Source organism: Gluconobacter oxydans DSM 3504, from assembly GCF_000583855.1.
Classification (GTDB): Bacteria; Pseudomonadota; Alphaproteobacteria; order Acetobacterales; family Acetobacteraceae; genus Gluconobacter; species Gluconobacter oxydans.
This window is the reverse complement of the sequence record NZ_CP004373.1, coordinates 1,174,178-1,198,277: the sequence shown is the minus strand read 5'-3', so window position 1 is coordinate 1,198,277 and position 24,100 is coordinate 1,174,178. Positions and strand designations below refer to the sequence as shown.

Sequence of the window (24,100 nt, the reverse complement as noted above, 5' to 3'; positions counted from 1 at the left end):
GCCGATGAGGATCACCCTGATGGTAACGGAAGATAGTCCGCAAACCATCAGGGAGCATGACATGATCAGGGCTGGCCGGGAACGTTGCGCAGGAAGGCCACGCTTTCGACGCAGGCGGCTGCGGCTTCACGGCCCTTGTTTTCGGCATCCTTGCGGGAGCGGTCCACGGCCTGCTGTTCGGTGTAGGTCGTGAGGATGCCGAAGGCGATCGGTACTTCGGTCGCAAGCTGGGCCTGCATGATGCCGATGGTCGCGCCGAGTGAAATGAACTCGAAATGCGCGGTGTCGCCCTTGATGACGCAGCCGAGGCAGATCACGCCTTCATACTTGCCGGACTTCGCCAGACGCTGTGCCAGAAGCGGCAGCTCGAAAGCGCCGGGCGCGTCATAGACGTCCACATCCGTGATGCCGCGCTCTTCCAGCCATTCGAGCGAGCCGTTCTTCAGGCCGCCCGTGATGTTCGTGTTGAAGCGGCTGACCACGATGGCCATTTTCGGCGCAGGCGAGAGACGCAGGTCGGGGGCTACGGGGATGTGCTTGCTCATGCCGGCTGTTCCTGAAGGAAATGGCCCATCCGTGTGCGTTTGGTTGCAAGATAGGCGCGGTTGAAAGGATTGGCTTCGATTTCCAGCCGCTCGCTGGATCTCACGTCAAAGCCGAAGCGGACCAGGTTGGATTCCTTGTCCGGATTGTTCGTCAGAAGGCGGAGTGAACTTACGCCCAGATGCCGCAGCAGGTCGGCTGCCGCATCCCATTCGCGGGCATCGGCGGGCAGCCCGAGGGCTTCATTGGCCTCCACCGTGTCCATGCCATGATCCTGAAGCTCGTAGGCGCGGATCTTGTTGGCCAGTCCGATCCCACGTCCTTCATGGCCGCGCAGATAGACCAGCACGCCGGATTCCGACGCCGAAATCCGTTCCAGCGCCTCGCGGAGCTGCGCGCCGCAGTCGCAGCGCAGGGAGCCGAGCGCATCGCCCGTCACGCATTCTGAATGCAGCCGCACTAAAGGCACGCCTTTGGATGGATCGCCCTTCACCAGCGCGACATGCTCCACGCCATCGACGGCGCGGAAGGCATGGATCCGCAGGTCATGACCGCCAAAGATGCTCGGAAGGGCGGATTCGGCCACCATTTCGCCAGCCGCAGGGACGGGCGTGCAGATCAGGTCATGGCCTGCGACAGGACCACGGCCATGCTCGCGGCACCAGTCCTGAAGGTCTGCGATGCTGACCACGGGCATGTTGTGCTTTGCCGCGTATTTCCGCAGTTCCGGCAGGCGCATCATGCTGCCGTCATCGGCCATGATCTCACAGATCACGCCAGCCGGTTCCAGCCCGGCCAGACGCGCAATGTCGATGGAGCCTTCGGTATGGCCGTTGCGGCCCAGAACGCCTTCCGGATGAGCGCGGAGCGGGAAGATGTGGCCGGGCGAGACGACGTCATCCGGCGTTGCGGTCGGATTGGCTGCGACGACGATTGTACGGGCGCGGTCGGCGGCGGAAATGCCGGTCGTCACACCTGTTGCTGCTTCGATCGAGACCGTGAAGGCCGTACCGCGCGGGTCGCGGTTGCGCGTGACCATGGGCGGCAGGCCGAGGCGGTCCACCTGTTCGGCTTCCAGCGGCAGGCAGACCAGCCCGCGCGCCTCGCGGACCATGAAGTTGATGGCTTCCGGCGTGGCGAACTGCGCCGCCATGACCAGATCGCCTTCGTTCTCACGGTTCTCGTCATCGACCATGACGACCATGCCGCCAGCGCGGATGGCCTCGATGGCCGCTTTCAGGGACGGCTTCATGATGCGGCCTTTGCAAGACTGGGCGAGAACCGCAACAGGTTCTCGACATATTTGGAGAGCACATCGACTTCCACATCCATCCGGTCCCCGACCGATAGCGTGGAGAGGTTGGTGTGTTCCCAGGTGTGCGGGATGATCGTCAGGCCGACTTCGAAACCGGCCTGATTGCCGCGGATGATGTCATCATGCAGTTCGTTCACCGTCAGGCTGATGCCATCGAAGGTGATAGAGCCTTTTTCCACGACATACTGACGCAGGGCCTGCGGGACGAACACGCGCAGGGCATAGGAAACGCCCGCCTTTTCGATGCTGGCGAGGATCGCGATGCCATCCACATGGCCCTGCACGATATGGCCTGAAAGGCGTGTGCTGGCGGCAACGGCGCGTTCCAGATTGACGCGTGATCCGGCTTTGAGCTGGTCCAGAGGGGTGCGGGACAGGGTTTCGCCGCTGAGGTGGAACGTCGCTACGCCTGCCGCATCGAAGGTCTCGACTGTCAGGCACACGCCGTTCACGGCCACGCTCTCGCCGAGTTCCAGATCAGGAAAGCCGGTCTCCACGGTCAGATCCATCGCTTTGTCACGGACGGAAGCAGAGCGGACGGTTCCCAGACGCTCTATGATTCCAGAGAACATGCGTTTTCCCTCAGCAGTCGCAGCGGGCTCTCGTCCCGCGATTTCAGGTCGATGCGGTCAGCGCCCGCAGTTTTGTGACCCGGGGTCTTATGAATGGTGAGCCAGTCATCCCACAGCCCGGCTTCGGCCACGGATGCCAGTAGGGCAGGACCGGCCTCGATCATCGCCCAGTTCACGCCCCGCTCCGCCAGCATGGCGGGGATGGAGAGCAGATCGGAACTGGTGAGAACTTCGAACCCGGCCTCCGTCATTTCGGCTACCCAGTCTGCCGGAAGGCGACCGTGGCGGTCGCAGACGACGAGCAGGCGCGGCGAACGGCCTTTATGATCCGCGACATGCCGGACCGTGAAGCGTGGGCGGTCTGCCAGAACGGTGCCAACGCCGGTGATGATCGCATCCGTTGCCCGGCGCAGGCGATGCGCGAGGACAAGCGAGTCCGGGGATGTGAAGGTTTTCTGTCCCGGCGGCGGCACCATGGAGCCGTGTTCGTCCAGCGCCTGCTTGACGCTGATCCACGGGCGGTGCCGGACGACGCGGCTTGCGAAAGGGGCCAGAAGGGCCTGGCAGTCCCGGGCCAGATCGGTCATGTCCGGCCGATCGGCCAGCATGATCACGCGCTTTCCACCCGGCATTTCGCGCAGTCGTGCCGCACCACCGGCGGCCTGCGGGTTCGGATCGGCCGCACCGATCCAGACTTCACGAACGGGGCTGTTGCGCAGGGCCTCGCTGCAGGGCGGGGTCCGCCCGGTATGATTGCAGGGCTCAAGCGTCACAAGGGCCACGCGCGCCTGATCCAGCACACCTGCCGCCCGGGCCTGCGCCAGAGCCATCGCTTCGGCATGGGGCTGTCCAACGCGCGGATGGACGCCGACCGTGAGGATACGACACTCCGCATCCAGCAGCGCACAACCCACAGACGGGTTGGGTGCCGTAGCGCCGAAAGTGTCGACAGCCTTCGTGATGGCCGAATGAAAGCCATGGCGGATCGCGGGCAGCGAAACTGTGTCGGAAAGGGTAGTCTGGTCAGCCAAGTTGCGTCTTCTGGTCCCGTTACAGTCGGGACGCCCGCAAGGCGCACGCCGCCCTCAGCCGATACGGGATACAGGCCAGGCAACAAGTGCCCGAGCCTGTCCGTCACCGGACAAGTGCTGCGTTCTCTTCCATCCGGACTCTAACCGTCGGCTCCGGAGTCTCACCGGATCTGCTTGTCCCTTCCGAACCGAAATCCGGAAGGCGCTCGCGGGCTGAGGCGGAGAAATCCGCCAATACCGCCGGTGGGGAATTTCACCCCGCCCTGAGAACGTCTTTGTTCAAAAGAAACTATGGGACTGTCCTGTAGTGAATGACAAGCAAAAATGCGTTCGCATTCCAGTGAGGACAGATCCGGTCTGCGGGGCAGATACGAAAAAGCCGCCAGATCCGAAGATCTGGCGGCCTGTCCGATAGACCCGATAGCCCGGAGAAGAGGCTCAGTTCCGGGAAGCCGGGGTGTTACGCTGAATGGCGTTCTGCGTTGCATTGGCCCCGCGGGAAACGTCATGCCCGACCGAGCTCACGTCCTGACCGGCGCCATGAACGGTATTGCAGGCCGAGAGTGAAACACCGGCACCGGACAGAAGAGCCAGGGACAGGGCAATGCGTGCGATGGATTTGGTGGACATAGGTAAAAATCCTCTAAAGAGCGTTTTGCCTTGTAAACGACATCCGATGACAATGGTTCACAACAGGAAGAGAAATTTTTTCTCAGGTAATGAGCCGCCTGGGCCAGGAAAATGACTTGATACCATTCTGACGGGGCTCATTCTGAACGACCTGCGCCGTCACGCGCTTTATGAGATGTTTTCCCCTGCTGTGAGGATCCATGTCCAGCTCCCAGAACCGCCCTGCCATCGTCTGGTTTCGAGACGATCTGCGCATGGCAGACCATCCTGCCCTGCATGAAGCCGCTGCTTCCGGCCGACCACTGATCTGTATCTACATTCTTGATGATGTCACGCCGGCTCTCCACCCTCTCGGAGCGGCCGCACGCTGGTGGCTGCATGGAGCGCTGGCCGATCTGCGACGGAACCTGGAAAAACAGGGCGGGACGCTGCTGACGCTTTCCGGCTCGGCTGAAAAGCTGCTTCCGCAGCTCGCGAAACAGACGGATGCGGCCTCTGTCCACTGGCATCATCGTTTGCATGAACGCGAGCGGGCGCAGGACGATCGCATCCGGCAGGCGCTGGAAGAGCAGGGATGTGAGGTCCACGCGCAATGGGGCACGGTTCTGGTCGATCCGGACACCGTGCAGACGAAACAGGGCGGATTCTACAAGGTCTGCGGGTCGTTCTGGAAAGCGCTTCAGACCCATGCCGTTCCTGAATCGCTCGACGCGCCGTCCCATCTGTCGTTCCACGCCGTCCCCGCCTCTGTCCTGTCCGATGCCCGGCTGAACGAGGACAGCCTCTGTCCTCAGGCGCCGGACTGGGCGGCGGGTTTTCGCAAAACCTGGGAGCCGGGCGAGGCCGAAGGGCTGGAGCATCTTGAAGATTTTCTAAAGGATTCCGTCGCAGGTTATCCCAGAGGCCGGGACCGGGTGGCGGAGGAAGGAACGTCCCGCCTGTCGCCCTATCTCGCCTCCGGCGCGGTATCGCCCCGGCAGGTCTGGGCCGCGCTTCAGAAGCACGGCGCGCATACGGATGGTCCGCGGATCTTTCTGTCGGAACTCGGCTGGCGGGAGTTCGCCCGCTACACGCTGTATCATCTACCGAAACTGCCGTTTGAAAATCTGAGCCCCAAGTTTTCCGGAATGCGCTGGCGAAAAAATGCGTCTGATCTGAAGGCTTGGGAGCGTGGACAGACGGGGGTGCCGATCGTGGATGCCGGGATGCGTCAGCTCTGGCAGACCGGCTGGATGCACAACAGGGCCCGCATGATCGTGGGGTCTTTCCTGACGAAACATCTGCTGATTGACTGGGAGGAGGGGGAAGCCTGGTTCCGCGATACGCTGGTGGATGCGGATTTCGCCAACAATGCCATGAACTGGCAGTGGGTGGCCGGCACGGGCATCGAGGCCACGCCGTTCTTCCGGATTTTCAATCCCACGCGCCAGGCCGAGAAGTTCGATCCGGATGGCGACTATATCCGCCAGTGGGTTCCCGAACTGCGCCGTCTTTCCGGCAAGGCGCTGTTCGAGCCCTGGGCAGCGGCGGACGAGGATCTGCGAAGAGGGGGCGTTGTGCTCGGCAGGACCTATCCCCGTCCCATCGTCGATCTGAAGGACGGGCGGGACCGCGCCCTTCAGGCGTTCAGGGCCCTTTGAGACCCTGAAAATCCGGCCCTGTCAGAGGGGCCGGAGTGAGCGGATCAGAGACCGCCGTTGAGGAAGTTGTTCACGTCGCCGCGCGTCTTGTTGCCCAGGGCGTTGACGCGGTTACGCTGTTCCTGCGGTGCATTCTTGAGCTGCTGCAGGCGCTGGGTCTGCTGGTCGCGCATGCTGGTCAGCTTGGACTGCTCGCTGGTGATCTGCTTCTGCAGGCGTGCCTTCTGGTTGGCGGGGGCGTTCGTATACTTGTCCTTCAGGTCCTGAATCCGCTTTTCACGAGCGGCCTGCGCGTCCTGGGACTGCTTCTGGTAGTTCTGAACCTTGCTGTTCAGGCAGTCTTCCCGCTGTGCCAGACGACCGAGGACACCGGTCTGACCCGTCTGCTGGCAGGTGCTCGAGGTCGTGCTGTCTGCTGCATGGGCCTGCGGCGCCAGGGAAACGGCGCCGGCAATCAGTCCTGCGGCAAGCATCGAGCGGGAAAAAAGGGTGAAGTTCATAAAATCTCCTGTAAACGGATCAGTAAAACAGAGCACGCCCTGATGGCGGGAATGTGGCCTCTTCTGAAAAGGCCTATTCCATGCCCTCGGCAATCATCGATATCCGTTCGGGGGCCAGTAACGTGATATGGGTAATGCTTCTGATATTGATAAGTTTCTCTTTTTTGAATGCGCTGAGGATCCGGCTGACTGTCTCAATAGTGAGTCCGAGATAATCCGCAATATCGGTGCGGGGCATCGGCAGATCGAGTTCGATCGGGTGAGACGGGTCCGGCCTGTCCAGATGGGAGCAGCGTTCGATCAGGAATGTGGCCACGCGCTCACGGGCCGTCTTGCGTCCCAGAAGTGTCATGCGGGCCTGCATCAGGGCCAGCTCGCGGGAGGCTTCCTCGCGCAGACGGTGTTCGAGGCTGGGGAAACGTTCGGTCAGGCGCTGCATGCCGGCATGGGGGAAGCGGCAGAGTGTTGCACCGCCAAGCGCTTCGGCGCCGAAGGCATAGCTCGTCGAGGCGGCAAGTCCCAGGAAGTCCCCGCCTTCCGCAAAGCCGGTGATCTGGCGCCGGCCATCCGGAAGAAGGGTGAAAAGCTTGACCCGCCCGCCGGTCACGACAAAGAAATCATTGGCTGGCGCGCCTTCCTCGATAAAGGAGCGGCCGTCCGCAACTGTCATGCGGGAAGATTCATTGGCAAGGATGGCCAGGTCACAGTCGTCAATGCTGCTACAGATACTCAGACGCCGCCCCACGCAATGGGCGCATCGATCATGGACATCCTCTGGACTATGTGACGCTGACATGATGAACCCCGTTTGCGTTGTGCTGACCTCAGCCTGAAGACTTTCAGCCACACTACCACATAATTTACCAGACTTGATTCAGGTCAAGGTGATGGGTGGGGAGGAGTGCTTTGTGAGGCTCAACAAATGTTGATGGAACATCCAGATGAAATTTAACGCTTTCGCGCTGGCTGCCGCAGTCGGTGCCGTTGCCACTCCGGCGTTTGCCCAGACGGCCCCCGCCGCCGCTCCTGCCGCGCCGCAGGTCATGGTCAGCGCCCCCATGACGGCAGCTCCGGTGCCTTCCGTGAACATCCATGCTCCGGCTTCGGGTCGCTGCGGCCTGTTCCAGACCTGCGCCAACACGCGCATCGGACTCGGCAAGGGCGACTTCATCGTCCGTCTGTCCGCTCTCGGCGTCCTGCCGGAAGACCGTGACAGCAGCCTGTCCCTGAACGGCGCCCATCTTGGCGGCCGCGTGAAGACGACGCGTCAGGTCATGCCGGAACTGACGTTCGAATACTTCTTCACGGACAACCTGTCGGTTGACCTGATCGCCGCCAGCACCCGTCACGAAATCGCCGCTGAAGGCGTTCCGGGTCTGGGCAAGGTCGATGTCGGCAGCGCCTGGGTCCTGCCGCCGACGGTCACGTTCGCCTGGCACTTCCGCCCGCACAAGCGCTTCAACCCGTATGTGGGTGTTGGCGCGACGCTGGCATGGTTCCACAATATCTCTCCGGCCAACAACGGCCTGACGCAGAAGGTGAACATCGGTGTGACCGGTGGCCCGTCCGTCAACGTCGGCTTCGACTATCAGGTCGTCGGCAACTGGTTCTTCAACTTCGACGTGAAGCAGATGTTCATGCGTGTCCACGCCTGGGCCCAGGACAGTGCCGAGACCACGAAGATCACGGCGCATGATTCCCTCGACCCGACCGTCGTCGGCGCAGGTATCGAATACCGCTTCTGATTTTCCGATCAGGATCCGGATCTTGAGAAAGCGGCCCTTCCCCGGAAGGGCCGCTTTTTTTCATTTTTGTGGCAATCTCATAAAACTTTTGCAATGCGATCATTCGGGAAGTGCAAAAGTCCCATCGTTTCCTTATGTGACATCTGGCGTCCTGCCATGGGCATGGTAAGACCGTCTGCCATGAAAACGTCCGACTGGTGGCAGATACAGTATTTTCCAGACGTTTCGGACGAAACGGGACGTCTGTCCTGACAGAGTTACGGGGTTTTCTATCAGCATGCGCGTTTCACGCGTCGGCGCGCTGGCCATAGGCCTGCTATGCCTGGCCATCCTTCTCGTCGTCGTCCTGCGGTTCCGAACCCCGCATTCACCCGTTGCAGCGGTCGAGTCCCCCATGGTGACGCAGTCACAGGGGCACCTTGTCGTGCGCGAAGGCAGCCCTCTTGAGAAACGCCTGATCATCCAGGAGGTTGCCAGCGTTTCCCGCGGTCATGGTCTCGCGCTGCCCGCACAGGTCATGACGGAACCTGACCGGCAGGTGAATGTCTACGCGCCCGTCACCGGACGGATCACGGGTGTTTCGGTCCATCTGGGCCAGAAGGTCCATCGCGGACAGGTCCTCGCCACGATTGCCGCCGGCGATCTGGATCAGGCCTGGGCTGACGATACCCGTGCCCGCGCGGCTCTCGATTTCGCACGCCGGGCCTATGCCCGCGCCAAGGGCGTTCAGGCGATCGGCGGCAATGCCGTCAAGGATCTGGAATCCGCCCGCAACGATCTGGCGCAGGCCCAGGCGGAAGCCGAGCGGACACAGCGCAGGCTTCAGGTTCTGGGCGCACGTCCCGGCTATTCGGCCCAGGGACAGGCCCCGCTTGTCTCTCCGGTGGACGGTGTCGTGTCCATGACGACCATGGCGCCGGGCGAGAACATCACCGACCCGACCGCGATCCAGATGACGGTTCTGGACCTGTCGGAAGTCTGGATTGCAGCCGCCATTCCGCAGGACAGTCTGGCGCAGATCAGCGACGGCAATGTGCTCTCGGTCAGCTTCGATGAATTCCCGGGGCGGACGTGCTCCGGCCGTGTCGTCAGCTTCGATCCTGCGCTTCATCCCGATACGCGCCGGGTCAACGCCTATATCGCCTGTCCGAACACCGATGGCGCCCTGCGCCCGGGCATGTTCGTGGATGCGACGCTGAATGTCCCTCAGGGCAGTGACGTCATCATCCCCAAGACCGCACTCCTGATGAACAACGATCAGGTGTCCGTTTTCGTCGAGGTTGCACCGCGGACGTTCCAGCGGCGCGACATCGTCATCAGCTATGACGAGGGCGACAGTGTCCGTGTGCTCAAAGGGCTTTCCGCCGGTGAACGCGTCGTGACGAGCGGTGCCATTCTTCTGAATGATGACTGAGCCGGTGGCCCTGAGCTGATGATCGAACGTTTCATCTCCTGGTGCTTCAACCACCGGAACATCGTTTTCTTTTCCGCCCTGATCCTGGCGCTTCTCGGTGGTCTTTCGTGGAAGATCCTGCCGGTCGAGGCCTATCCGGATCTGGGCGCGGTCAGCGTGTCGATCACGACGCAGCAGGAGGGCCTGGCCGCCGAGGAAATGGAGCAGCAGGTCACGATCCCGCTCGAGCGGACGCTGGCCAGCGTTCCCGGCGTGACGGACAGCCGCTCCACCAGCACGTTCGGCCTGTCGCTGATCACGCTGATCTTCCGTGAAGGCACGAATGTCTACGCGGCGCGCCAGCTCGTGGAGACGCAGCTTGCCAACAATCCGCTGAGCAACGGCGCCATGCCGTCACTCGGCCCGATTTCCGGTCCAAGCGGCGAGATCTACCGCTATACGCTGGAATCCGACGACAAGAACCTGCTGGAACTGTCCGATCTCCAGCGCTGGACCATCATCCCGGCGATCCAGCACGTGCCCGGCGTCGTCAGTGTGGACAATTTCGGCGGCCTGACGCGCGAGTACCAGCTCGTTCTCGATCCGGCCTCCCTGATGCGTTACCACGTGGGCCTTGAAGACGTGCTGACCGCCATCCGCAACAGTAACGTCAATGCTGGCGGCGGCCGCGTCAGCCGGGGTGAGCAGTCCTACATCATCCGCGGGATCGGCATGATCCATACGCTGGACGACATGGGCAACATCGTCGTCGCCAGCCATGGCGGCGTGCCGGTCTTCGTCAAGGATCTGGGGCAGGTCCAGTTCGGGCATCAGGTCCGTCAGGGCATTCTGGGCAAGGACAAGAATCCGGACACCATCGAAGGCGTGGTGACGATGCTGAGCGGGGAAAACCCTTCGCTTGTGCTCGACGGCCTTCACAGCACGGTGGCCAAGCTCCAGCAGCAGCTCGCGCCGAGCCATGTCCGCATCGTGCCGTATATGGACCGTGACCATCTGGTCCTGTCCACGACCCACAAGGTCACGGAAACGATGATCGAGGGCATTCTCCTCGTCGGCGTGATCCTGACACTGTTCCTCGGCAGCCCCCGCAGCGCCATCGTCACGGCCGTGACGATCCCGCTCGCGCTGTCGGTCGTGTTCGTGCTGATGCACAGCTTCGGCATGTCAGCGAACCTTTTCTCGCTCGGCGCCATCGATTTCGGTGTGATCGTGGATGGTGCGATCGTCATTACCGAGACGATCCTCCGCATCCGCGAGGAGCGCCCGACCGAGGCGCTCGTTCCGTCCGAAGTCCTGCCCGTCGCCCAGCGCGCGGGGCGGGCGATCTTTTCGTCCACGCTCGTCATCATCGTGGCCTACAGCCCGCTCTTCGCCTTCGAAGGCAGTGAGGGCAAGCTGTTTCGTCCGATGGCCTATACCGTCAGCTTCGCGCTGCTCGGTGCGCTGCTCTGCGCCCTGACGCTCATTCCGTCCCTGACCTATCTGGCCCTGCACAAGCCCAGACACATCTGGCACAACCGGCCGCTGGAATGGCTGCATGCGCGTTATACGCACTGGCTCGGCCATTTCATCGACCGTCCGCTGATTGCCTATGGCGCCGGTGTTGCGGCCATGGTCGCGGTCGTGATCCTGGGCGCGACGATCGGCCGTGAGTTCCTGCCCGATCTGGACGAGGGGTCGCTCTGGCTTCAGGTGCAGATGCCGACGGGGATTTCGCTGGAAAAGGGCGAGTCCATCGCCAATGAACTGCGTCATGCCGTCCGTGAGTTCCCTGAAACATCCTACGCCATCACGCAGCTTGGCCGCTCGGATGACGGCACCGATCCCTGGACGCCGTCGCATATCGAAATGCCGGTCGGGCTGAAGCCCTATGACCAGTGGCCCTCCGGCGAGACGAAATCGCAGTTCGTCGAGCGTCTGCGCGCCCGTCTGTCCAGGATTCCGGGGATCGATTTCGGCATCAGCCAGCCGATCCAGGATAATATGAGCGATCTGGTCGGCGGTGCGCACAGCCCGCTTGTCCTGCGCGTCTATGGCAATGATTTCCAGGAACTGCGCCGCATCGGCCAGCAGATCGTGGATATTCTCCATCAGGTTCCGGGAACGGCCGAGGCGTCGATCTTCCAGGAGCCGCGCATCCCGCAGATCGACGTGGTGGCCGACCGTCTGGCCGCCGCCCGTTACGGCATCAACATCTCGGATATCTCCGATGTGGTGTCGAACGCCATCGGCGATGCGCCCATCACGACCGTCTATGTGGACGACCGTTTCTACAATGCGACGCTGCATATCCGCCGCAAGGATCTGCAGGACATGCAGGCCCTGTCGCAGATTCCGCTTCTGGATGCGGAAGGGGCTTATGTCCCGCTGTCACAGGTCGCGCATGTCGGGCTGCATATGGGCGAGAGCAACATTGCCCATGAAATGAGCCATCGCCAGATCACCATCCGCGTGGACAATGGCAAGCGGCCGCTCTCGCAGTATCTGGCGGACGCGCAGGGCCGCATTGACCAGCAGCTGCATTACGATAAGGAAAAATACACGCTCGAATGGGCTGGGTCTTTCCAGCAGGAAGAGCGGGCCCAGAAGCGTCTGATGATTGCGCTGGGCGTGATGTTCGCCGTCATGCTGGTGCTGCTGTTCGCAGAGTTCCGCAAGATCCGTCAGGCCCTGCTGATCCTCAGTGTCGTGCCGCTGGCAACGCTGGGTGGCCTGATCGCGCTGCATGTCCGGGGTGAGACGCTGAACATCGCGACCGCCGTGGGCTTCATCGCGCTGTTCGGTGTGGCGGTGCAGAACGGCATCATCATGATCGCCAGCATCAACCGCCATCGTGTGGAAGGTCTGGGCGTGCGCGATGCGACCATCGCCGGTGCGGCAGAACGGTTCCGCCCGGTCCTCATGACCGCCACGGTCGCGACGGCGGGCATGTTCCCCGCAGCCCTTGCAACGGGTGTGGGCACGGACGTGCAGCGCGGTCTGGCAACGGTCGTGGTGGGCGGCTTGGGTATTGCCACGCTGCTGACGCTGTTCGCCCTGCCGGTCTATTTCAGCGAGCTTGAAATGTGGGTTGAACGCCGGGATGCGAAGAAGCGTCCGAAACCTGCCGCAGACGGAGCCGGATCATGATGCTGCGCTCCAGAATGTCCCGTCGTGTTTCGCTTCTTCTGTGTCTGACCGCGCTTTCAGCCTGCGCGGTCGGCCCGGATTTCCATCGCCCGGACCTGCCGAAGAACATGGCCTATCAGGGCGTGCCCCTGACAGCCACGGCCGGGCATGGCGTGGTTGGTGCGACCGTGCAGCAGCAGTTCCAGTCCGGCGTGGATATTCCGGGCCAGTGGTGGACGGTGTTCGGCAATCCGAACCTGAATGCGCTGGTCGATCAGGCGCTGGCGAACAACCAGTCCCTGCGTGCCATGCAGCAGGGGCTGAAATCCGCCTGGGAACAGCGGCGGATCGAGGGCGCAGGGCTGTATCCGACGCTGTCTGCCTCGTTCAACCCGACACGCAACAAGACATCGCGCGTCTATTCGCCGATCCCGAACGCCAATGTCTGGCTATACAACGTCCATACCGCGCAGTTGAACATCGGCTATGTGCCGGATCTGTGGGGCGGTACGCGCAGGGCGATCGAGGCGGCGGGTGCGCAGGCGGATCTGCAGAAGTTCCAGCTTGAAGCCACCGCGCTGACGATGATTTCCGATCTCGTGAATGCGACGATCGAGGAAGCCACGATCCGCGCCGAGATCGACGCCACGAACGAGCTCATCCGTAGCCAGCGCGCCGTGCTGAAAACCGTGACGGCCGAGCAGGGGCTCGGCAATGCGTCGCGGCAGGACATGGCCCAGCAGCTGGCATCCGTGGCCCAGCTTGAGGCGACGCTGCCGGGTCTGAACCTGCAACTGGCCCAGACAAGGGACCAGATGGCCGTGCTGGTTGGCGTGACGCCCAATTCGCCGCTGCCGGAGTTCCGGCTGGAGCAGTTTACCCTGCCGAAGACGCTTCCGGTCTCGCTCCCTTCCGACCTGCTGAACCAGCGCCCCGATATCCGGGCCGCGCAGGCGCAGATCCAGTCCGCCAGCGCGCAGATCGGCGTGGCCATCGCCAACCGCCTGCCGAACGTGCAGCTCAGCGCCACGCCGGCGCAGGCGGTCGGGGTCATGAGTGATTTCTTCAAGCCCGGCTATGGCAACTGGACGATCGCCGCGACCGTCATGCAGCCGATCTTCCAGGGCGGTTCGCTCCTGCATGCCGAGCGTCAGGCGCGCGACAACCTGCTTCAGGCCAATGAGACGTACAAGGCCACGGTCCTGTCCGCGATCCAGGACGTGGCGGACAGTCTGCATGCCGTCACCTTCGACGCCGATGCGATGACGGCCAGCGAAACCACGCTGAAAGCCACGTCACAGAGCCTGAAGATCGCCCAGGGGCAGCTTCGTCTTGGTGATGTCAGCGAACTGGTCATGCTTCAGGCCCAGCAGACCAATGCGCAGGCCCGGCTGGCCTATGTGCAGGCAGAGGGCGCGCGTTTCTCCGACAGCGTGGGGCTGTTTCAGGCTCTGGGTGGCGGCTGGTGGAACCGTAACGACATGGGTATGACACCGGCGGCGCAGAAGTCGCTCGGGAAGTCGCTGGTTCCCTGGTGAGGCTCAGGGCTCTGCCCTGAAACCCGCCAAAGGCCGGGGGCCTTTGGAAACCGGCTTATTAGGAATCGGGATCAAAGGGACTGAGTCCCTTTGCGGGGTTCCGGGGCAGGGCCCCGGAAAACGCGCCCTTACGGACGCGGTGCGTAAATCGCGCTCAGACGATCCGGCGTGCCTTCGATGCGCTCCAGATGCGGGTAACGCAGACCGTCGTGATAGGGGATGGAGACCGTGCTGACATGGTCACCGGACTTCACGATCAGGCGGATGTCCTGCTTCGGATCCTTCTGCGCGTCCGTGACGGCATGGAGCAGACGCTGCGGCGTGAAGCTCATGTCGTTGACGGCCAGGATCGTCATGCCCGGAACCACGCCTGCCTTGAAGGCCGGGCTCATCCAGTGCTCACGTCCCACATGCCCGGCGCCGTTCACGGTCAGACCGAGGGAGAAGGACAGGTCCGTGGCATGGCGGGCGGCTTCGCTGGCCTTGATGAAGGAGGTCGGCTTGGACGTGTAGACCAGCTTGTATCCGCCATTGGTCAGGCCATCGAGCGGGGCATGGGGCTGGATCGTATCCAGACGGTCATGCAGGAACTTAGCCCAGTCGTAAGGCTGCACGGTGTTGAGCGTCGCGACCACATCGTCGAACTGATAGGGGCTGACGACGAAGCTGCCGCTGTTCGTGCCGAAGAAGGCTTTGGCGAAATCATCCAGCGACTTGTGACCGTCTGACAGCTTGCGGATCAACGTATCGGCATCCAGCCAGACGAGCTGGCCTTCGACGTAATAGTCTTCCGAACGCTGCCAGTCGCGCCATGAGAGCGGCGCGCGCTGGGCAATGACCGGATCATTCGTCGTGTCTTCCAGCGGGCGCCACTGACGGCCCGTCTGGTTGTCATAGGACGCCGCCATATAGGCCAGGGCTTCGAAGCCCTGATCCTTGGTCACGAGACCCGAACGTGCAGCAAGGACATTACCCCAGTACTGCGTCTGTCCTTCGTAGACCCAGAGCAGGGAGCCACGCTGTGGCGTGTTGAAGTTCGGCGCCCACATATCGGCCGGACGGCGATACTTGCCGTTCCAGGAATGGGTATATTCATGAGCCAGCAGATCACGGGTGGGGAACGTCTTGTCCCATTCCGTGAAATAACCGGGAGCCGCGCTGTTCTCGCTGGACTGGTGATGCTCAAGACCAATGCCGCCAAGCTCTTCCGTCAGGGCCAGCAGGAAGTCGTAGTGGTCATAGTGATGCGAGCCGAACAGGGACGTCGCCTGACGCACGAGGTTCTGATGCGCGGCAACCTGCTGGGGTGTGGCGTCCAGCGAGTCCGGATCATCCGCCACGACATCCAGCGAAACCGGAACATGGTCCGGTCCGGTCAGGTCGAACTTGCGGAAATAACGCCCGGCATAGATCGGCGAGTCCACGAGCGTATTGAAGGTGGTCGCATTGAAATGCGTCTCGTCGCCATAGGTGGCCGCACGGAGAGCCGAGCCGATCTGCCAGCCATGCGGTACGCGTACGGAGGGCTGCACCGTAATGTCGCGGGTGAAATACCCGGCCGGATAGAGCGAAACCTGGTCCCACTGCACGTTGACGATGGACGGCGTCATGACGATCCGGCCCATACCCGGCGCGATCGGAGTCATAAGCTGGAAATGCAGATCCAGGCTCGGCGTGCTGGCGGAGACCGGGATGTGGAAGGCGGCGACGTTCACCGTATCGCGCTTCCAGTTCAGTGTGCGGCCACCGCTCTGCACGCGCAGGCTAGCGAACTGTTCGATGACGCCCGTCGGGGAATGGTCGCCGGGGATCCACATTGGATACAGAAGGACCATCTCGCCCTTCTGCTGCGCCTCTTTCGGCACCGGAACCGTCTCATGGATGGACATGACATGATGAACCGTGTCGGTCGCATCGACCGAAACCGTCAGGCTGCCCGGGAAGGGACGGTCCTGAGGTTCTGGGACGGGAGCCGGCATGGGCAGCGGCATGGGCTGGGTCTGGGCAAGCGCGGGAGAGACCAGACCGCTGAAAGCCGTCAGGGCGGCCAGAAGACGCAGAGAGGACATGAGGATATTCCGCTTGTAAATCAAATTACTTCAAGCCCTAACCGGCCATGCGGACCTTCACAAGAGGGAAGCCTGAAAGACTGCTCTTATTTGCAGGTCCGGACCGCTGGCTCCCTATGAAGCCTTTTCTTCAAAGAACTGAATCTGATCGAAATCAAGAAAACTGAATACTCTTAATTGTCCGAATCTCTAAGGTTCGACCGCATAACCCCCATCTGAGAATATACGGAAAATATGAGGGTTTTGCAGTAAATATCAGTGCTGCATGGTTTTTAAGAAGATTTAGGGTACAATATTCTTAAATATTAGTTCCTTTTTGAAGTCTTTCTTGTCTCCATGACGAACATAAATTTTCCCATGTCTGCTTGGTATTCGAGTCAATTCGGTCATCCACCGACATGCTCTGAAGGCTTTCTTCGACAAAGACTGCAGATGCCTTATGGTATTTTGAAATAATTTCCTGCATCGCGTCTGAGACGCCAGGGAGTTCTAGAAGGCGACGCATCTCGGTATGTATGTCTTCAGATAGCCGGGAAGCAGTAGATGTTCCTTCAACTTTAAAGGTCTGCGCGAATAAATCGAAAATGGCAGGGTTATTGTATCTGAAATGTTTGTTTTTAATGACCCCTTTGCCGTCATTTTCTCCGCGAGAAAATTTCCAGATATATTCTTCTAAGGAACGCAGGTGGTAGTGACAGACATGAGCCCATTCCGTCGGGGTTTGCGTAAAATTCAGGTCTTCATTTGTCGTCTGATTCTGGGAATAAATATTTCCATCTACGGTCGCATATATTCTTCGAGAGTATGAGCATTCCGGATGATGTGCGTAGGAATAGTTAAACAGATTCGTTTTAAAAATGGACTTAACAAGAGGGTGTTTATCGCCTTCTATGAAGCGGTCTGCAGACAATCCGTTTGACCATGTCAAATGGTTGTTGGGGTAATACACTCTCCAGTTCAAGGAAAAACAGTCTACGCCCTGCTCGTCTCGGGCAGAAATAATAGGGAATATGCTATTTTTACTTCCTTGTGAGGGAAGAATGGCTTCGTCGATATCGACAACTGCACACCAGCGGAAATCAAGAATTTCAGGAAGCGTTGTCAAAGCATGATTGTAGGCTTTGTACTGCATATTGATGCCCGGAATATGGTTGCCGGTATTGTTGATCCAGGTAATTTCCCCATTTTCCGCAAGAATTTTCAGGAGGGCATCAGAACCATCCGTATTGTCATTGGTATAGATAAAGAAATCTTTTATTCCGATGACGCGGTGATGGGCTATCCATTCCAGAAAATAAATCCCTTCGTCCCGGGCTGTCGCCAGAAGAGCAATATCTTTTCTGCTTTCGATCGCTTCCCGGGCGATGCCAAGGATTACAGATCCCCAGTAAATCCCGTTTCCGCGATCCCTGATATGCCCATATCCGAGAAAATCATATTCGCCTGCGGCTTTTCTGATGGAACAGCTGTTTCTACGCACATTCCAGTGTGCCAGTTCCAGGAGTGACCTGTGCACCCATTCTGCGTGAGGGATATGGTTGATTATCTCAAGGATATTGAAATAATTTTCGTCGGGGAGGTTCAGGAAGGCAGTTGTAAGAATTTTGGAAAAAATTTTGCGGCGTGTTGTGTTCAGGGATCGGGCGAACAGGTTAAAAAGTTCAACCCGGATATTTTTGTTTGATAGACTTATTTCATGAATTGTTTTTTCAATATTATTTTTATTTAAAACGAAACGATTTATATCGCCAAATATTTTTATGGATTTTTCATCTAAGGCAGCCTGATACGGGAATAGAGAAAAAATTTCCCATTCCCGGCTTTCGTCTCGATCGAAGGCAAGATTTCCAAAAGGATCTGCCGAAAAAAACTTTTTTTCTTCAAGAGAAAGAAGGGACAACTTGTTGTTGTTCTGGAATCCGGTTTCAAAAACGAAAAACCTGTCCTTGAAAAGGGTGTTTTCTTCAGGACGGATTTTTTCCACGTCATCCCCGATAGTGACGGGTGCGATAATAAAGAAAGCTGGATTTTCCGGGGACTGGGCAATGACGACGTCAATATAGGACGCCTGCTTTTCGTTCGAATGTTTTAAGGTACGCTCTTCCGAGCAGAAAAATAGAGTGGTTCCATGAAATGTTTTTAAATGGAAGAATTCCATTCCATTATTCTCCTCTAGAATATCTTTCATAAGATCATTGTTTACTTTTATATTCAAGAGGGTCTTTGGAGTGTAGGGGAGTACCGTTTGTCGCAGAGACTGATGGATCCAGCATCTCGGTCTGCCAACCCGTTCGCGTGAATTTCAATGCGACTGGAACTGCATTGGGAAGACGTATGTCGACCGGAAGATTCATCGCATGTCGCAGCCCCCTGAACAGGGCCCCATGCGCAACAATCAGGGGAATATCGGGGTTTTCCAGTGCCTCATTGACGGCCAGGCGGGCTCTGTCCGTCAATGCTCCAAAGCTTTCAGCATCTTCGGGGGTAAGGCCGTCTTCAATCCAGGGTCTGTACCAGTCCCCCATGGGGGTGCCTTCCTGAATCCCGAAGCAGACTTCCTGTAAATTATCATCCACATGCAGAGGGAGGGTGATACCTGTGTAGTGCTGAATTGTTTTCTGAACAGTTTCTGCCGTGACGAAAGCGCGTGTCAGAGGAGAGGACACGATACGGGCGAAAGGTTTTTGCCCGTTGTCGAAAAGGCTGGCGAGAACCCTGCCAGCCTGCAGGGCCTGTTGTCGGCCGGTTTCATTGAGCGGGATATCGGTCCGACCCTGTGCCAGTCCCTGACGGTTCCAGTCGGTCTCACCGTGACGGAGATACCAGTAGGGCTTGGGGGCAATCTGCGACATGGGAAAGTCCGTTCACGAAGGCTGGACCGTGAAGCGGGCCGGTGAAAAATCAGTCGAAGAGAGAGGAGACCGAGCTTTCATCGGCAACGGCGCTCATGGCCCGGGCCAGCAGGTTGGCTGTGGTGATCTGACGTATGTTCGGGGTTTCGAGTAGAGCCTCGGTTGCCGGAATACTGTCAGTCAGCGTCAGCATGTTCAGCGGACTGTCTTTCACGCGCTGGCAGGCATTGCCAGTCAGAACGCCGTGAGTGACATAGGCTTCAACGCCTTCCGCGCCACGGCTCATGAGAGCATTGGCGGCGTTGCACAGCGATCCGCCACTGTCGATGATGTCGTCCACCAGCACGCAGTAGCGGCCGGCGACATCACCGATGACGTTCATGACTTCCGAGACACCGGCGCGTTCGCGACGCTTGTCGATGATCGCGAGGTCCACGTTCAGGCGCTGCGCGAGCTGACGGGCACGGACCACACCGCCGACGTCCGGCGAGACGATGATGAGTTCGCGGTCCGGCAGGCGCGCCTTCAGGTCACGCACGAAGAGCGGCGCGGCATAGAGATTGTCGGTCGGGATGTCGAAGAAGCCCTGGATCTGCATGGCGTGCAGGTCCATCGTCAGGATGCGGTTTGCGCCAGCCTCGGTCAGCAGGTTCGCGACGAGCTTGGCGCTGATCGGTGTGCGGGGGCCGGATTTACGATCCTGCCGGGCATATCCGAAATACGGCATGACAGCCGTGACACGCTTGGCCGACCCGCGGCGCAGCGCATCCAGCATGACCAGCAGTTCCATGAGATGGTCGTTGGTCGGCATGCAGGTGCTCTGCACGACGAAGACATCTTCCCCGCGGACATTTTCCTGAATCTCGACGAAGACCTCGCCATCGGCGAAGCGTTTCACCACGGTCTTGCACAGCGGCATCCGCAGTTCATGTGCGACCGCACGGGCCAGCGGCAGGTTACTGTTGCAGGCTACGATCTTCATAAAAAACGGCCTCGTCCGGTGTGCGACAGGGAAGTTGCTGGCCTTCTAACAGTGCAGGGCCGCCCTGTCATCCATCCAGAGTTATTCTTTATGCGTACCTGTCGGTCGGCGTCTGCATGACGTGCCGACAGGGTACTCTTCCTCTGGTGGTCTCAGAACTGCCAGGCCAGTCCGGCATGCAGCTTCAGACCGTTTGTCAGGCCGCTGGAGACATCTGAATAGGAGTAGGAATGCTCTAATCCCATGCCGGTTTCGGCATTCCGGTTGCGGCCATAGGAAATATACGAATAGTCGCCACCTGCCGTCAGATGGAGCCGTCGGGTCATGCGGTAATCCACGCCGAGACCACCTTCCCAAAGAGGCCGGGGCTGTTTGTTATACGAGATGCCGGAATTGAGGACCTCAGCCCATCCGAAGCGCCCACGAAGGACGAGGCGGGATGTGAGGGCATAATCGGCCTTTAAGCCTGCGCCGGCAAAGTAAAGCCCGTAGCCGTATCCGAAATCGCCGTTACTGCCACTGGTGGTATACCCGCCCTGGATGAAGGGCGTCAGAAGAAAACTGTTGGAGAGCAGAAGGAAACCTTTACCGATTTCTCCACGGTTGTCGGTGCCGTTGGAACTATCGTTTCCACCGGCCGAAAATCCATACGGAGCAGAAAGGTTGGAGTAAGCGCGATAGCGTGACTTGTAGTTTCTCTGGCCATCTTCAAGCGAGAAATGCAGGGCACCGTAAAGGTTCTCCATTCCGAAAGCATTGAACATGACCGATGCATCAACCTGAAATCCTGGAGTCCAGCCAATGGTGCGGTAGCGCGAAGAGCTTGCGGATTCCTCGGTGAAACCGGAACGACCGGATGTGCCCTGCTCCGTCATGCGGGAATTGTAACCGCTGACGCTGTTACGGAACGTGCCTGTCATCGAAAGGCCGATCTCACGGTTTACGGCGATGACAGGTGCCGGGTCCGCAAAGGCGGACATGACAGGTACAGAAGCGGCGCAAAGGGCTAGACTGGACAGCAGTAGACGGCATGAGGGGCGCATCAGGAACTCCGGTAAAAGGCCGGAGTCCCATAACAAGAAATATTACTTAACGATACCAAGAGTTACATTTGACTGGCAGAAATCTGTTGCTGCCAGTCTCAGGCTGCCTTTTTCGGTGCGGGTTTTGTTTCCGGCAGGGGGGCGTGGTTACGGCCTGAATAGTTGGTGACGATGGTGCGTACGCCCTGTGCGGCTTCGTCGGCGGCCATGTCGGCGGTATCGCCCCAGGCCCCGTCCAGCGAATGGGGCGCGATGTCATGAAGCTGGGTCGCGGCCCCGGCTTCCTTTCCATCCGGGGTCAGGACATGCCAGACGATTTCGATATGATCGACGGCATGTCCGGTGCTGCCTGGCGCGCCCGTTTTGAGATCGACCGTGCCGCGGACGATGAAATCCGCGCCCTTTTCGGTCGTTGTCACCGTGTTGGTCTTGTCCGGCAGCGACGCATAGAAGGCGCGGGCGAGGGCGATGTTTCCGTCTCCGGGGGCGCCGGTGACACCCTTGAAGCAGATCTTCGCGGGCCGGTTCATGAGGCTGTGCGGGTCCTGCTGCATCATGTTGGCCTGAATGCCCGTCAGCAGGTTCGCCAGTTGGGGGGCCTCCTGAACAGCGGCGCCCTGAAGTGCCAGCCTGTCGCCAGCGCTCCATCCCGCCATATCCACGGCAGGGCCATCCGTTTCCGCCCGGATTTTCCCTTCCGGTGTCATGATGACGTAATGGGGCACGACGGCGCCGTTCCGTGTGGCCGCGCTCATTTTCAACCACCAGTCACCCTTCTTGCGGGGCTGGGCAATGGCGGGAACGGACTGGCCGACCATCGCCTGCGCCATGTCATGGGCCCACAGCGCGGCGGCATCGTCAGACAGCAGGGACTCCGTGGGTGTTGGAACGGCCAGCCGGGCCGGGGGCAGATTGGCCGCCGTCAGATATCTGGCCTGCTGCCCCGGATCGGCGAAAGGCCGCGAAAGGCTGAAGCATCCCCCCAGGACAAGGGGAAAGCAGAGAGGCAGCAGAACAGGACAGAGGCGGCGCATCGGGGCTCCGGTAACAGGGCAGTGACCCGGTGGACTGTATGGGATTGCGGCTCCGTTGTCGAAGCCGCGCGCCGTGCTTAGCGGCGGATCAGGATGTAGTTGATCGTCACGTCGATGTCGAAATGGTCGCCCTTCATGTCTGGCGGAACCGGCGGCAGATGTGCGCCCTGGAACATGCCGGTCGTCGCGGCATCTAGCGAGTACGAGCCGGACTGGCTCATCAGCCGGACGGACTTCACATGGCCCGAGCGGTCCAGCACGACATGCACCGAAGACGGACCGTCCTCGCCTGCCCGCGCGGCCTCTTCCGGATAGTACATGTGAGCCCGGATCCAGCGGTCGATTTCCCCGCCGTAATCCTCGCTGACGCCCTTGACGCTCGTGCGGGTCTGATACGGCGCGTTGATGGCGCCGTTCATGCTGAGCGGACCCAAGGACATGTCGATCGGGCCGCCGGAACCGGACGCACGCCCACGACGGCGGCGATAGGGCGAAGGCTGCTCGCCGAACGACAGATCCATCGGATGCGCGAACGGGTTGTTCCGGTCGGAGCGGATGGAACGCTGCGAGCGATGGGCATGCGGCGATGTCTGCTGGCTGCGCTGGCTCGGGGCCGCGCCGGGCGTGACGGGTGCCGGGGTCGGCGCTGTCTTGGGCAGTTCGGCCGAGGGTTCCTGCGGGACGTCAGGCGCGGACGGCGTCTCGGGGGTCGGGACGGCCGGCGTGGGCGTGGACTGTTCCTTCTGCGGCTGCTGCTGGTTTTCCTGTGTCTCTTCCGGACTCTGTGCGGAGGGAGGTGGCGGAGCACCGCCCTCGTCCCGCGCCCGGGGACCGCGCATGCTGCTTTTTGACGGCGGCGTATCGAAGACCATTTCGACCTGCGGCTCTTCCTGCCCGGCCGGCGAGCCATGCATGCCGTGATGCTGCATCAGGAGGAACGCCAGAACAGCCGCGTGCAGTCCCGCCGAGAAAATGAACGGAACCGTCGGCCCGTTCTCGACGATGGTCTGCGGCCGCATCATCGGCGTCAGGACCGGGCGGACCGGAACCGATGGCGGAACGTAATCCCTCAGCCGCTCCCGGGTTCCGGCGGGGGCGTGCTGGGGGCGTGCGGGCGCAGTCCGCGCCGAGGGGGCGAAGAGCTGGGGTTCGCGCTTCTGCGGCTTTCCAGACGTGACAGTAACCGTTCCGCTCATACGCGGCACAGCCCGTCTGGAAAGGACCTGGCAGAAAACAGCCGGTCGGCGAAGAGAAGGTGGCGTCGCATCATCGCCAGACCTTTTGCACCAGGGCGGTCGGGGTTGTCATCCGGCAGGCTGGTTATCCGGGGCTGGGGGTGGGCGTCTGTATTGGCGTATCATGGCAGTAATGCGAGACCCAAGAAAGACACAAAGAGTCACGCAAACCTTAACTTCCGGAAAGGCATGCTCCTGATGGCTGATTCTGCCACGCTGTTTCTGGGCGCGGATCCCGATCTTGCCGCTGTCATCGCCCGTATCGGGCCATGCACGCTGCGCGGGGATGACGGGCAGGAACCCTATGATGCGCTTCTGCGGGCCATCGCCGGGCAGCAGCTGCATGGTGCGGCGGCCCGGAAAATATTCGGCCGCCTCTGCCTTCTGGGTGCGCAGGAGAGCGTTGATGGACCGCCGCCTGCGCCCGGGCGGATTCTGTCCCTTTCCGAAGAAAGCCTGCGGTCCTGCGGTCTTTCGGGAAACAAGCTCCTGGCTATGAAAGGCCTTGCGCAGGCCCGGCTGGATGGTCTCGTCCCCAGTCGTGCCGAGGCATCCGTCATGACGGATGAAGAGTTGATCGCGCGTCTCGTCACCCTGCGTGGCATCGGGCGATGGACGGTCGAGATGCTCCTGATGTTCACGCTCAACCGGCCCGACGTGATGCCGGTCGATGATTTTGGCGTGCGGGAGGGGTGGAGACGGATCCGGAAAATGGACCTGCTTCCCAAACCGAAAGCGCTGAAAGAGGAGACGGAACGTTTCGCCCCCTATCGCTCGACGCTGGCCTGGTATTGCTGGCGTGTGGCCGAGGAAGGGAAGAAAACGGCGCCTAATCCGCTGACCTCGTGA

At 60.4% G+C, this 24,100-nt stretch carries 20 protein-coding genes and 1 riboswitch; of the genes, 6 read left to right on the top strand and 14 right to left on the bottom strand.

Annotated features, from left to right (window positions below; translation table 11 throughout):
• Positions 1-65: 65 nt before the first annotated feature.
• The 5 genes from ribH to GLS_RS05325 all read right to left on the bottom strand — a co-directional run bounded on the left by ribH (position 66) and on the right by GLS_RS05325 (position 4,091).
• The gene (gene ribH, locus GLS_RS05345; protein ID WP_041111496.1) at positions 66-545 is read right to left on the bottom strand and encodes a 6,7-dimethyl-8-ribityllumazine synthase; all 480 of its coding nucleotides are present in this window, start codon (positions 543-545) and stop codon (positions 66-68) included.
• Positions 542-1,795 (bottom strand): bifunctional 3,4-dihydroxy-2-butanone-4-phosphate synthase/GTP cyclohydrolase II, encoded by a 1,254-nt coding sequence (locus GLS_RS05340; RefSeq protein WP_041111495.1) that lies wholly within the window; start codon positions 1,793-1,795, stop codon positions 542-544. Before GLS_RS05340 ends, ribH begins: the two co-directional genes overlap by 4 nt.
• Entirely contained in the window at positions 1,792-2,430 is a 639-nt protein-coding gene (locus tag GLS_RS05335) for a riboflavin synthase (protein ID WP_041111494.1), read from the bottom strand. The genes GLS_RS05340 and GLS_RS05335 overlap by 4 nt, the downstream gene beginning before the upstream one ends.
• Positions 2,412-3,461, bottom strand: a complete 1,050-nt coding sequence (gene ribD / locus GLS_RS05330; RefSeq protein WP_226986646.1) for a bifunctional diaminohydroxyphosphoribosylaminopyrimidine deaminase/5-amino-6-(5-phosphoribosylamino)uracil reductase RibD — start codon at positions 3,459-3,461, stop codon at positions 2,412-2,414. The genes GLS_RS05335 and ribD overlap by 19 nt, the downstream gene beginning before the upstream one ends.
• Positions 3,462-3,578: 117 nt before the next feature.
• Positions 3,579-3,736: riboswitch (FMN riboswitch) on the bottom strand.
• A 163-nt stretch (positions 3,737-3,899) separates the two neighbouring features.
• Positions 3,900-4,091, bottom strand: coding sequence for an entericidin A/B family lipoprotein (locus tag GLS_RS05325; RefSeq protein WP_024716914.1), 192 nt, complete (start codon positions 4,089-4,091; stop codon positions 3,900-3,902).
• 200 nt (positions 4,092-4,291) lie between these two features.
• On the opposite strand from GLS_RS05325, the gene GLS_RS05320 reads away from it, so the two are divergent.
• Complete coding sequence (locus GLS_RS05320; protein WP_041111493.1) at positions 4,292-5,731, top strand: cryptochrome/photolyase family protein; 1,440 nt, start codon at positions 4,292-4,294, stop codon at positions 5,729-5,731.
• Between the two features lie 44 nt (positions 5,732-5,775).
• On the opposite strand, the gene GLS_RS05315 is transcribed toward GLS_RS05320, so the two are convergent.
• Positions 5,776-6,231: a hypothetical protein gene (locus GLS_RS05315; RefSeq protein WP_041111492.1), complete on the bottom strand. Its 456-nt coding sequence runs from the start codon at positions 6,229-6,231 to the stop codon at positions 5,776-5,778.
• Positions 6,232-6,304: 73 nt separating this feature from the next.
• Positions 6,305-6,901 (bottom strand): Crp/Fnr family transcriptional regulator, encoded by a 597-nt coding sequence (locus GLS_RS05310; RefSeq protein ID WP_041112685.1) that lies wholly within the window; start codon positions 6,899-6,901, stop codon positions 6,305-6,307.
• A gap of 271 nt (positions 6,902-7,172) precedes the next feature.
• Between GLS_RS05310 and GLS_RS05305 the strand changes: the two genes are divergently transcribed.
• The 4 genes from GLS_RS05305 to GLS_RS05290 all read left to right on the top strand — a co-directional run bounded on the left by GLS_RS05305 (position 7,173) and on the right by GLS_RS05290 (position 14,036).
• Positions 7,173-7,976 carry an OmpW/AlkL family protein gene (locus GLS_RS05305; protein WP_041111491.1) on the top strand — a complete coding sequence of 268 codons (804 nt, stop codon included), beginning with the start codon at positions 7,173-7,175 and terminating at the stop codon, positions 7,974-7,976.
• 277 nt (positions 7,977-8,253) lie between these two features.
• On the top strand, positions 8,254-9,390 hold the full coding sequence (locus tag GLS_RS05300; RefSeq protein WP_041111490.1) for an efflux RND transporter periplasmic adaptor subunit: 1,137 nt from the start codon (positions 8,254-8,256) through the stop codon (positions 9,388-9,390).
• Between the two features lie 18 nt (positions 9,391-9,408).
• Complete coding sequence (locus tag GLS_RS05295) at positions 9,409-12,519, top strand: efflux RND transporter permease subunit (protein ID WP_041111489.1); 3,111 nt, start codon at positions 9,409-9,411, stop codon at positions 12,517-12,519.
• Positions 12,516-14,036, top strand: coding sequence for an efflux transporter outer membrane subunit (locus tag GLS_RS05290; protein ID WP_052327475.1), 1,521 nt, complete (start codon positions 12,516-12,518; stop codon positions 14,034-14,036). Before GLS_RS05295 ends, GLS_RS05290 begins: the two co-directional genes overlap by 4 nt.
• Before the next feature lie 128 nt (positions 14,037-14,164).
• Here the strand turns inward: GLS_RS05290 and GLS_RS05285 are convergent, their stop codons facing one another.
• The 7 genes from GLS_RS05285 to GLS_RS05255 all read right to left on the bottom strand — a co-directional run bounded on the left by GLS_RS05285 (position 14,165) and on the right by GLS_RS05255 (position 23,212).
• Complete coding sequence (locus GLS_RS05285; protein WP_041111488.1) at positions 14,165-16,105, bottom strand: M61 family metallopeptidase; 1,941 nt, start codon at positions 16,103-16,105, stop codon at positions 14,165-14,167.
• A gap of 298 nt (positions 16,106-16,403) precedes the next feature.
• A complete protein-coding gene (locus GLS_RS05280; RefSeq protein ID WP_041111487.1) occupies positions 16,404-18,263 on the bottom strand; it encodes a glycosyltransferase family 2 protein in 1,860 nt (619 codons plus the stop codon).
• A 34-nt stretch (positions 18,264-18,297) separates the two neighbouring features.
• Complete coding sequence (locus tag GLS_RS05275) at positions 18,298-18,957, bottom strand: histidine phosphatase family protein (protein ID WP_041111486.1); 660 nt, start codon at positions 18,955-18,957, stop codon at positions 18,298-18,300.
• Between the two features lie 49 nt (positions 18,958-19,006).
• Positions 19,007-19,939 (bottom strand): ribose-phosphate pyrophosphokinase, encoded by a 933-nt coding sequence (locus GLS_RS05270; protein ID WP_011252531.1) that lies wholly within the window; start codon positions 19,937-19,939, stop codon positions 19,007-19,009.
• 152 nt (positions 19,940-20,091) lie between these two features.
• Entirely contained in the window at positions 20,092-20,919 is an 828-nt protein-coding gene (locus tag GLS_RS05265) for a hypothetical protein (protein ID WP_226986645.1), read from the bottom strand.
• Between the two features lie 161 nt (positions 20,920-21,080).
• The gene (locus GLS_RS05260; protein ID WP_041111484.1) at positions 21,081-22,016 is read right to left on the bottom strand and encodes a hypothetical protein; all 936 of its coding nucleotides are present in this window, start codon (positions 22,014-22,016) and stop codon (positions 21,081-21,083) included.
• 77 nt (positions 22,017-22,093) lie between these two features.
• Entirely contained in the window at positions 22,094-23,212 is a 1,119-nt protein-coding gene (locus GLS_RS05255) for an energy transducer TonB (RefSeq protein ID WP_041111483.1), read from the bottom strand.
• 237 nt (positions 23,213-23,449) lie between these two features.
• Here GLS_RS05255 and GLS_RS05250 point away from each other — a divergent pair, with 237 nt between their 5' ends.
• Entirely contained in the window at positions 23,450-24,100 is a 651-nt protein-coding gene (locus GLS_RS05250) for a DNA-3-methyladenine glycosylase family protein (protein WP_041112683.1), read from the top strand.

Excerpts from the sequence above, each read along its gene's own strand:
- GLS_RS05250 (WP_041112683.1), top strand. The coding sequence starts at position 23,450 with ATGGCTGATTCTGCCACGCTGTTTCTGGGCGCGGATCCCGATCTTGCC.
- GLS_RS05315 (WP_041111492.1), bottom strand. The coding sequence starts at position 6,231 with ATGAACTTCACCCTTTTTTCCCGCTCGATGCTTGCCGCAGGACTGATT.
- GLS_RS05260 (WP_041111484.1), bottom strand. The coding sequence starts at position 22,016 with ATGCGCCGCCTCTGTCCTGTTCTGCTGCCTCTCTGCTTTCCCCTTGTC.
- GLS_RS05290 (WP_052327475.1), top strand. The coding sequence starts at position 12,516 with ATGATGCTGCGCTCCAGAATGTCCCGTCGTGTTTCGCTTCTTCTGTGT.
- GLS_RS05255 (WP_041111483.1), bottom strand. The coding sequence starts at position 23,212 with ATGAGCGGAACGGTTACTGTCACGTCTGGAAAGCCGCAGAAGCGCGAA.
- GLS_RS05320 (WP_041111493.1), top strand. The coding sequence starts at position 4,292 with ATGTCCAGCTCCCAGAACCGCCCTGCCATCGTCTGGTTTCGAGACGAT.
- GLS_RS05325 (WP_024716914.1), bottom strand. The coding sequence starts at position 4,091 with ATGTCCACCAAATCCATCGCACGCATTGCCCTGTCCCTGGCTCTTCTG.
- GLS_RS05280 (WP_041111487.1), bottom strand. The coding sequence starts at position 18,263 with ATGGAATTCTTCCATTTAAAAACATTTCATGGAACCACTCTATTTTTC.
- ribH (WP_041111496.1), bottom strand. The coding sequence starts at position 545 with ATGAGCAAGCACATCCCCGTAGCCCCCGACCTGCGTCTCTCGCCTGCG.
- GLS_RS05275 (WP_041111486.1), bottom strand. The coding sequence starts at position 18,957 with ATGTCGCAGATTGCCCCCAAGCCCTACTGGTATCTCCGTCACGGTGAG.
- GLS_RS05285 (WP_041111488.1), bottom strand. The coding sequence starts at position 16,105 with ATGTCCTCTCTGCGTCTTCTGGCCGCCCTGACGGCTTTCAGCGGTCTG.
- GLS_RS05295 (WP_041111489.1), top strand. The coding sequence starts at position 9,409 with ATGATCGAACGTTTCATCTCCTGGTGCTTCAACCACCGGAACATCGTT.
- GLS_RS05300 (WP_041111490.1), top strand. The coding sequence starts at position 8,254 with ATGCGCGTTTCACGCGTCGGCGCGCTGGCCATAGGCCTGCTATGCCTG.
- GLS_RS05305 (WP_041111491.1), top strand. The coding sequence starts at position 7,173 with ATGAAATTTAACGCTTTCGCGCTGGCTGCCGCAGTCGGTGCCGTTGCC.
- GLS_RS05265 (WP_226986645.1), bottom strand. The coding sequence starts at position 20,919 with ATGTCCGCCTTTGCGGACCCGGCACCTGTCATCGCCGTAAACCGTGAG.
- GLS_RS05270 (WP_011252531.1), bottom strand. The coding sequence starts at position 19,939 with ATGAAGATCGTAGCCTGCAACAGTAACCTGCCGCTGGCCCGTGCGGTC.
- GLS_RS05340 (WP_041111495.1), bottom strand. The coding sequence starts at position 1,795 with ATGAAGCCGTCCCTGAAAGCGGCCATCGAGGCCATCCGCGCTGGCGGC.
- GLS_RS05310 (WP_041112685.1), bottom strand. The coding sequence starts at position 6,901 with ATGACAGTTGCGGACGGCCGCTCCTTTATCGAGGAAGGCGCGCCAGCC.
- GLS_RS05335 (WP_041111494.1), bottom strand. The coding sequence starts at position 2,430 with ATGTTCTCTGGAATCATAGAGCGTCTGGGAACCGTCCGCTCTGCTTCC.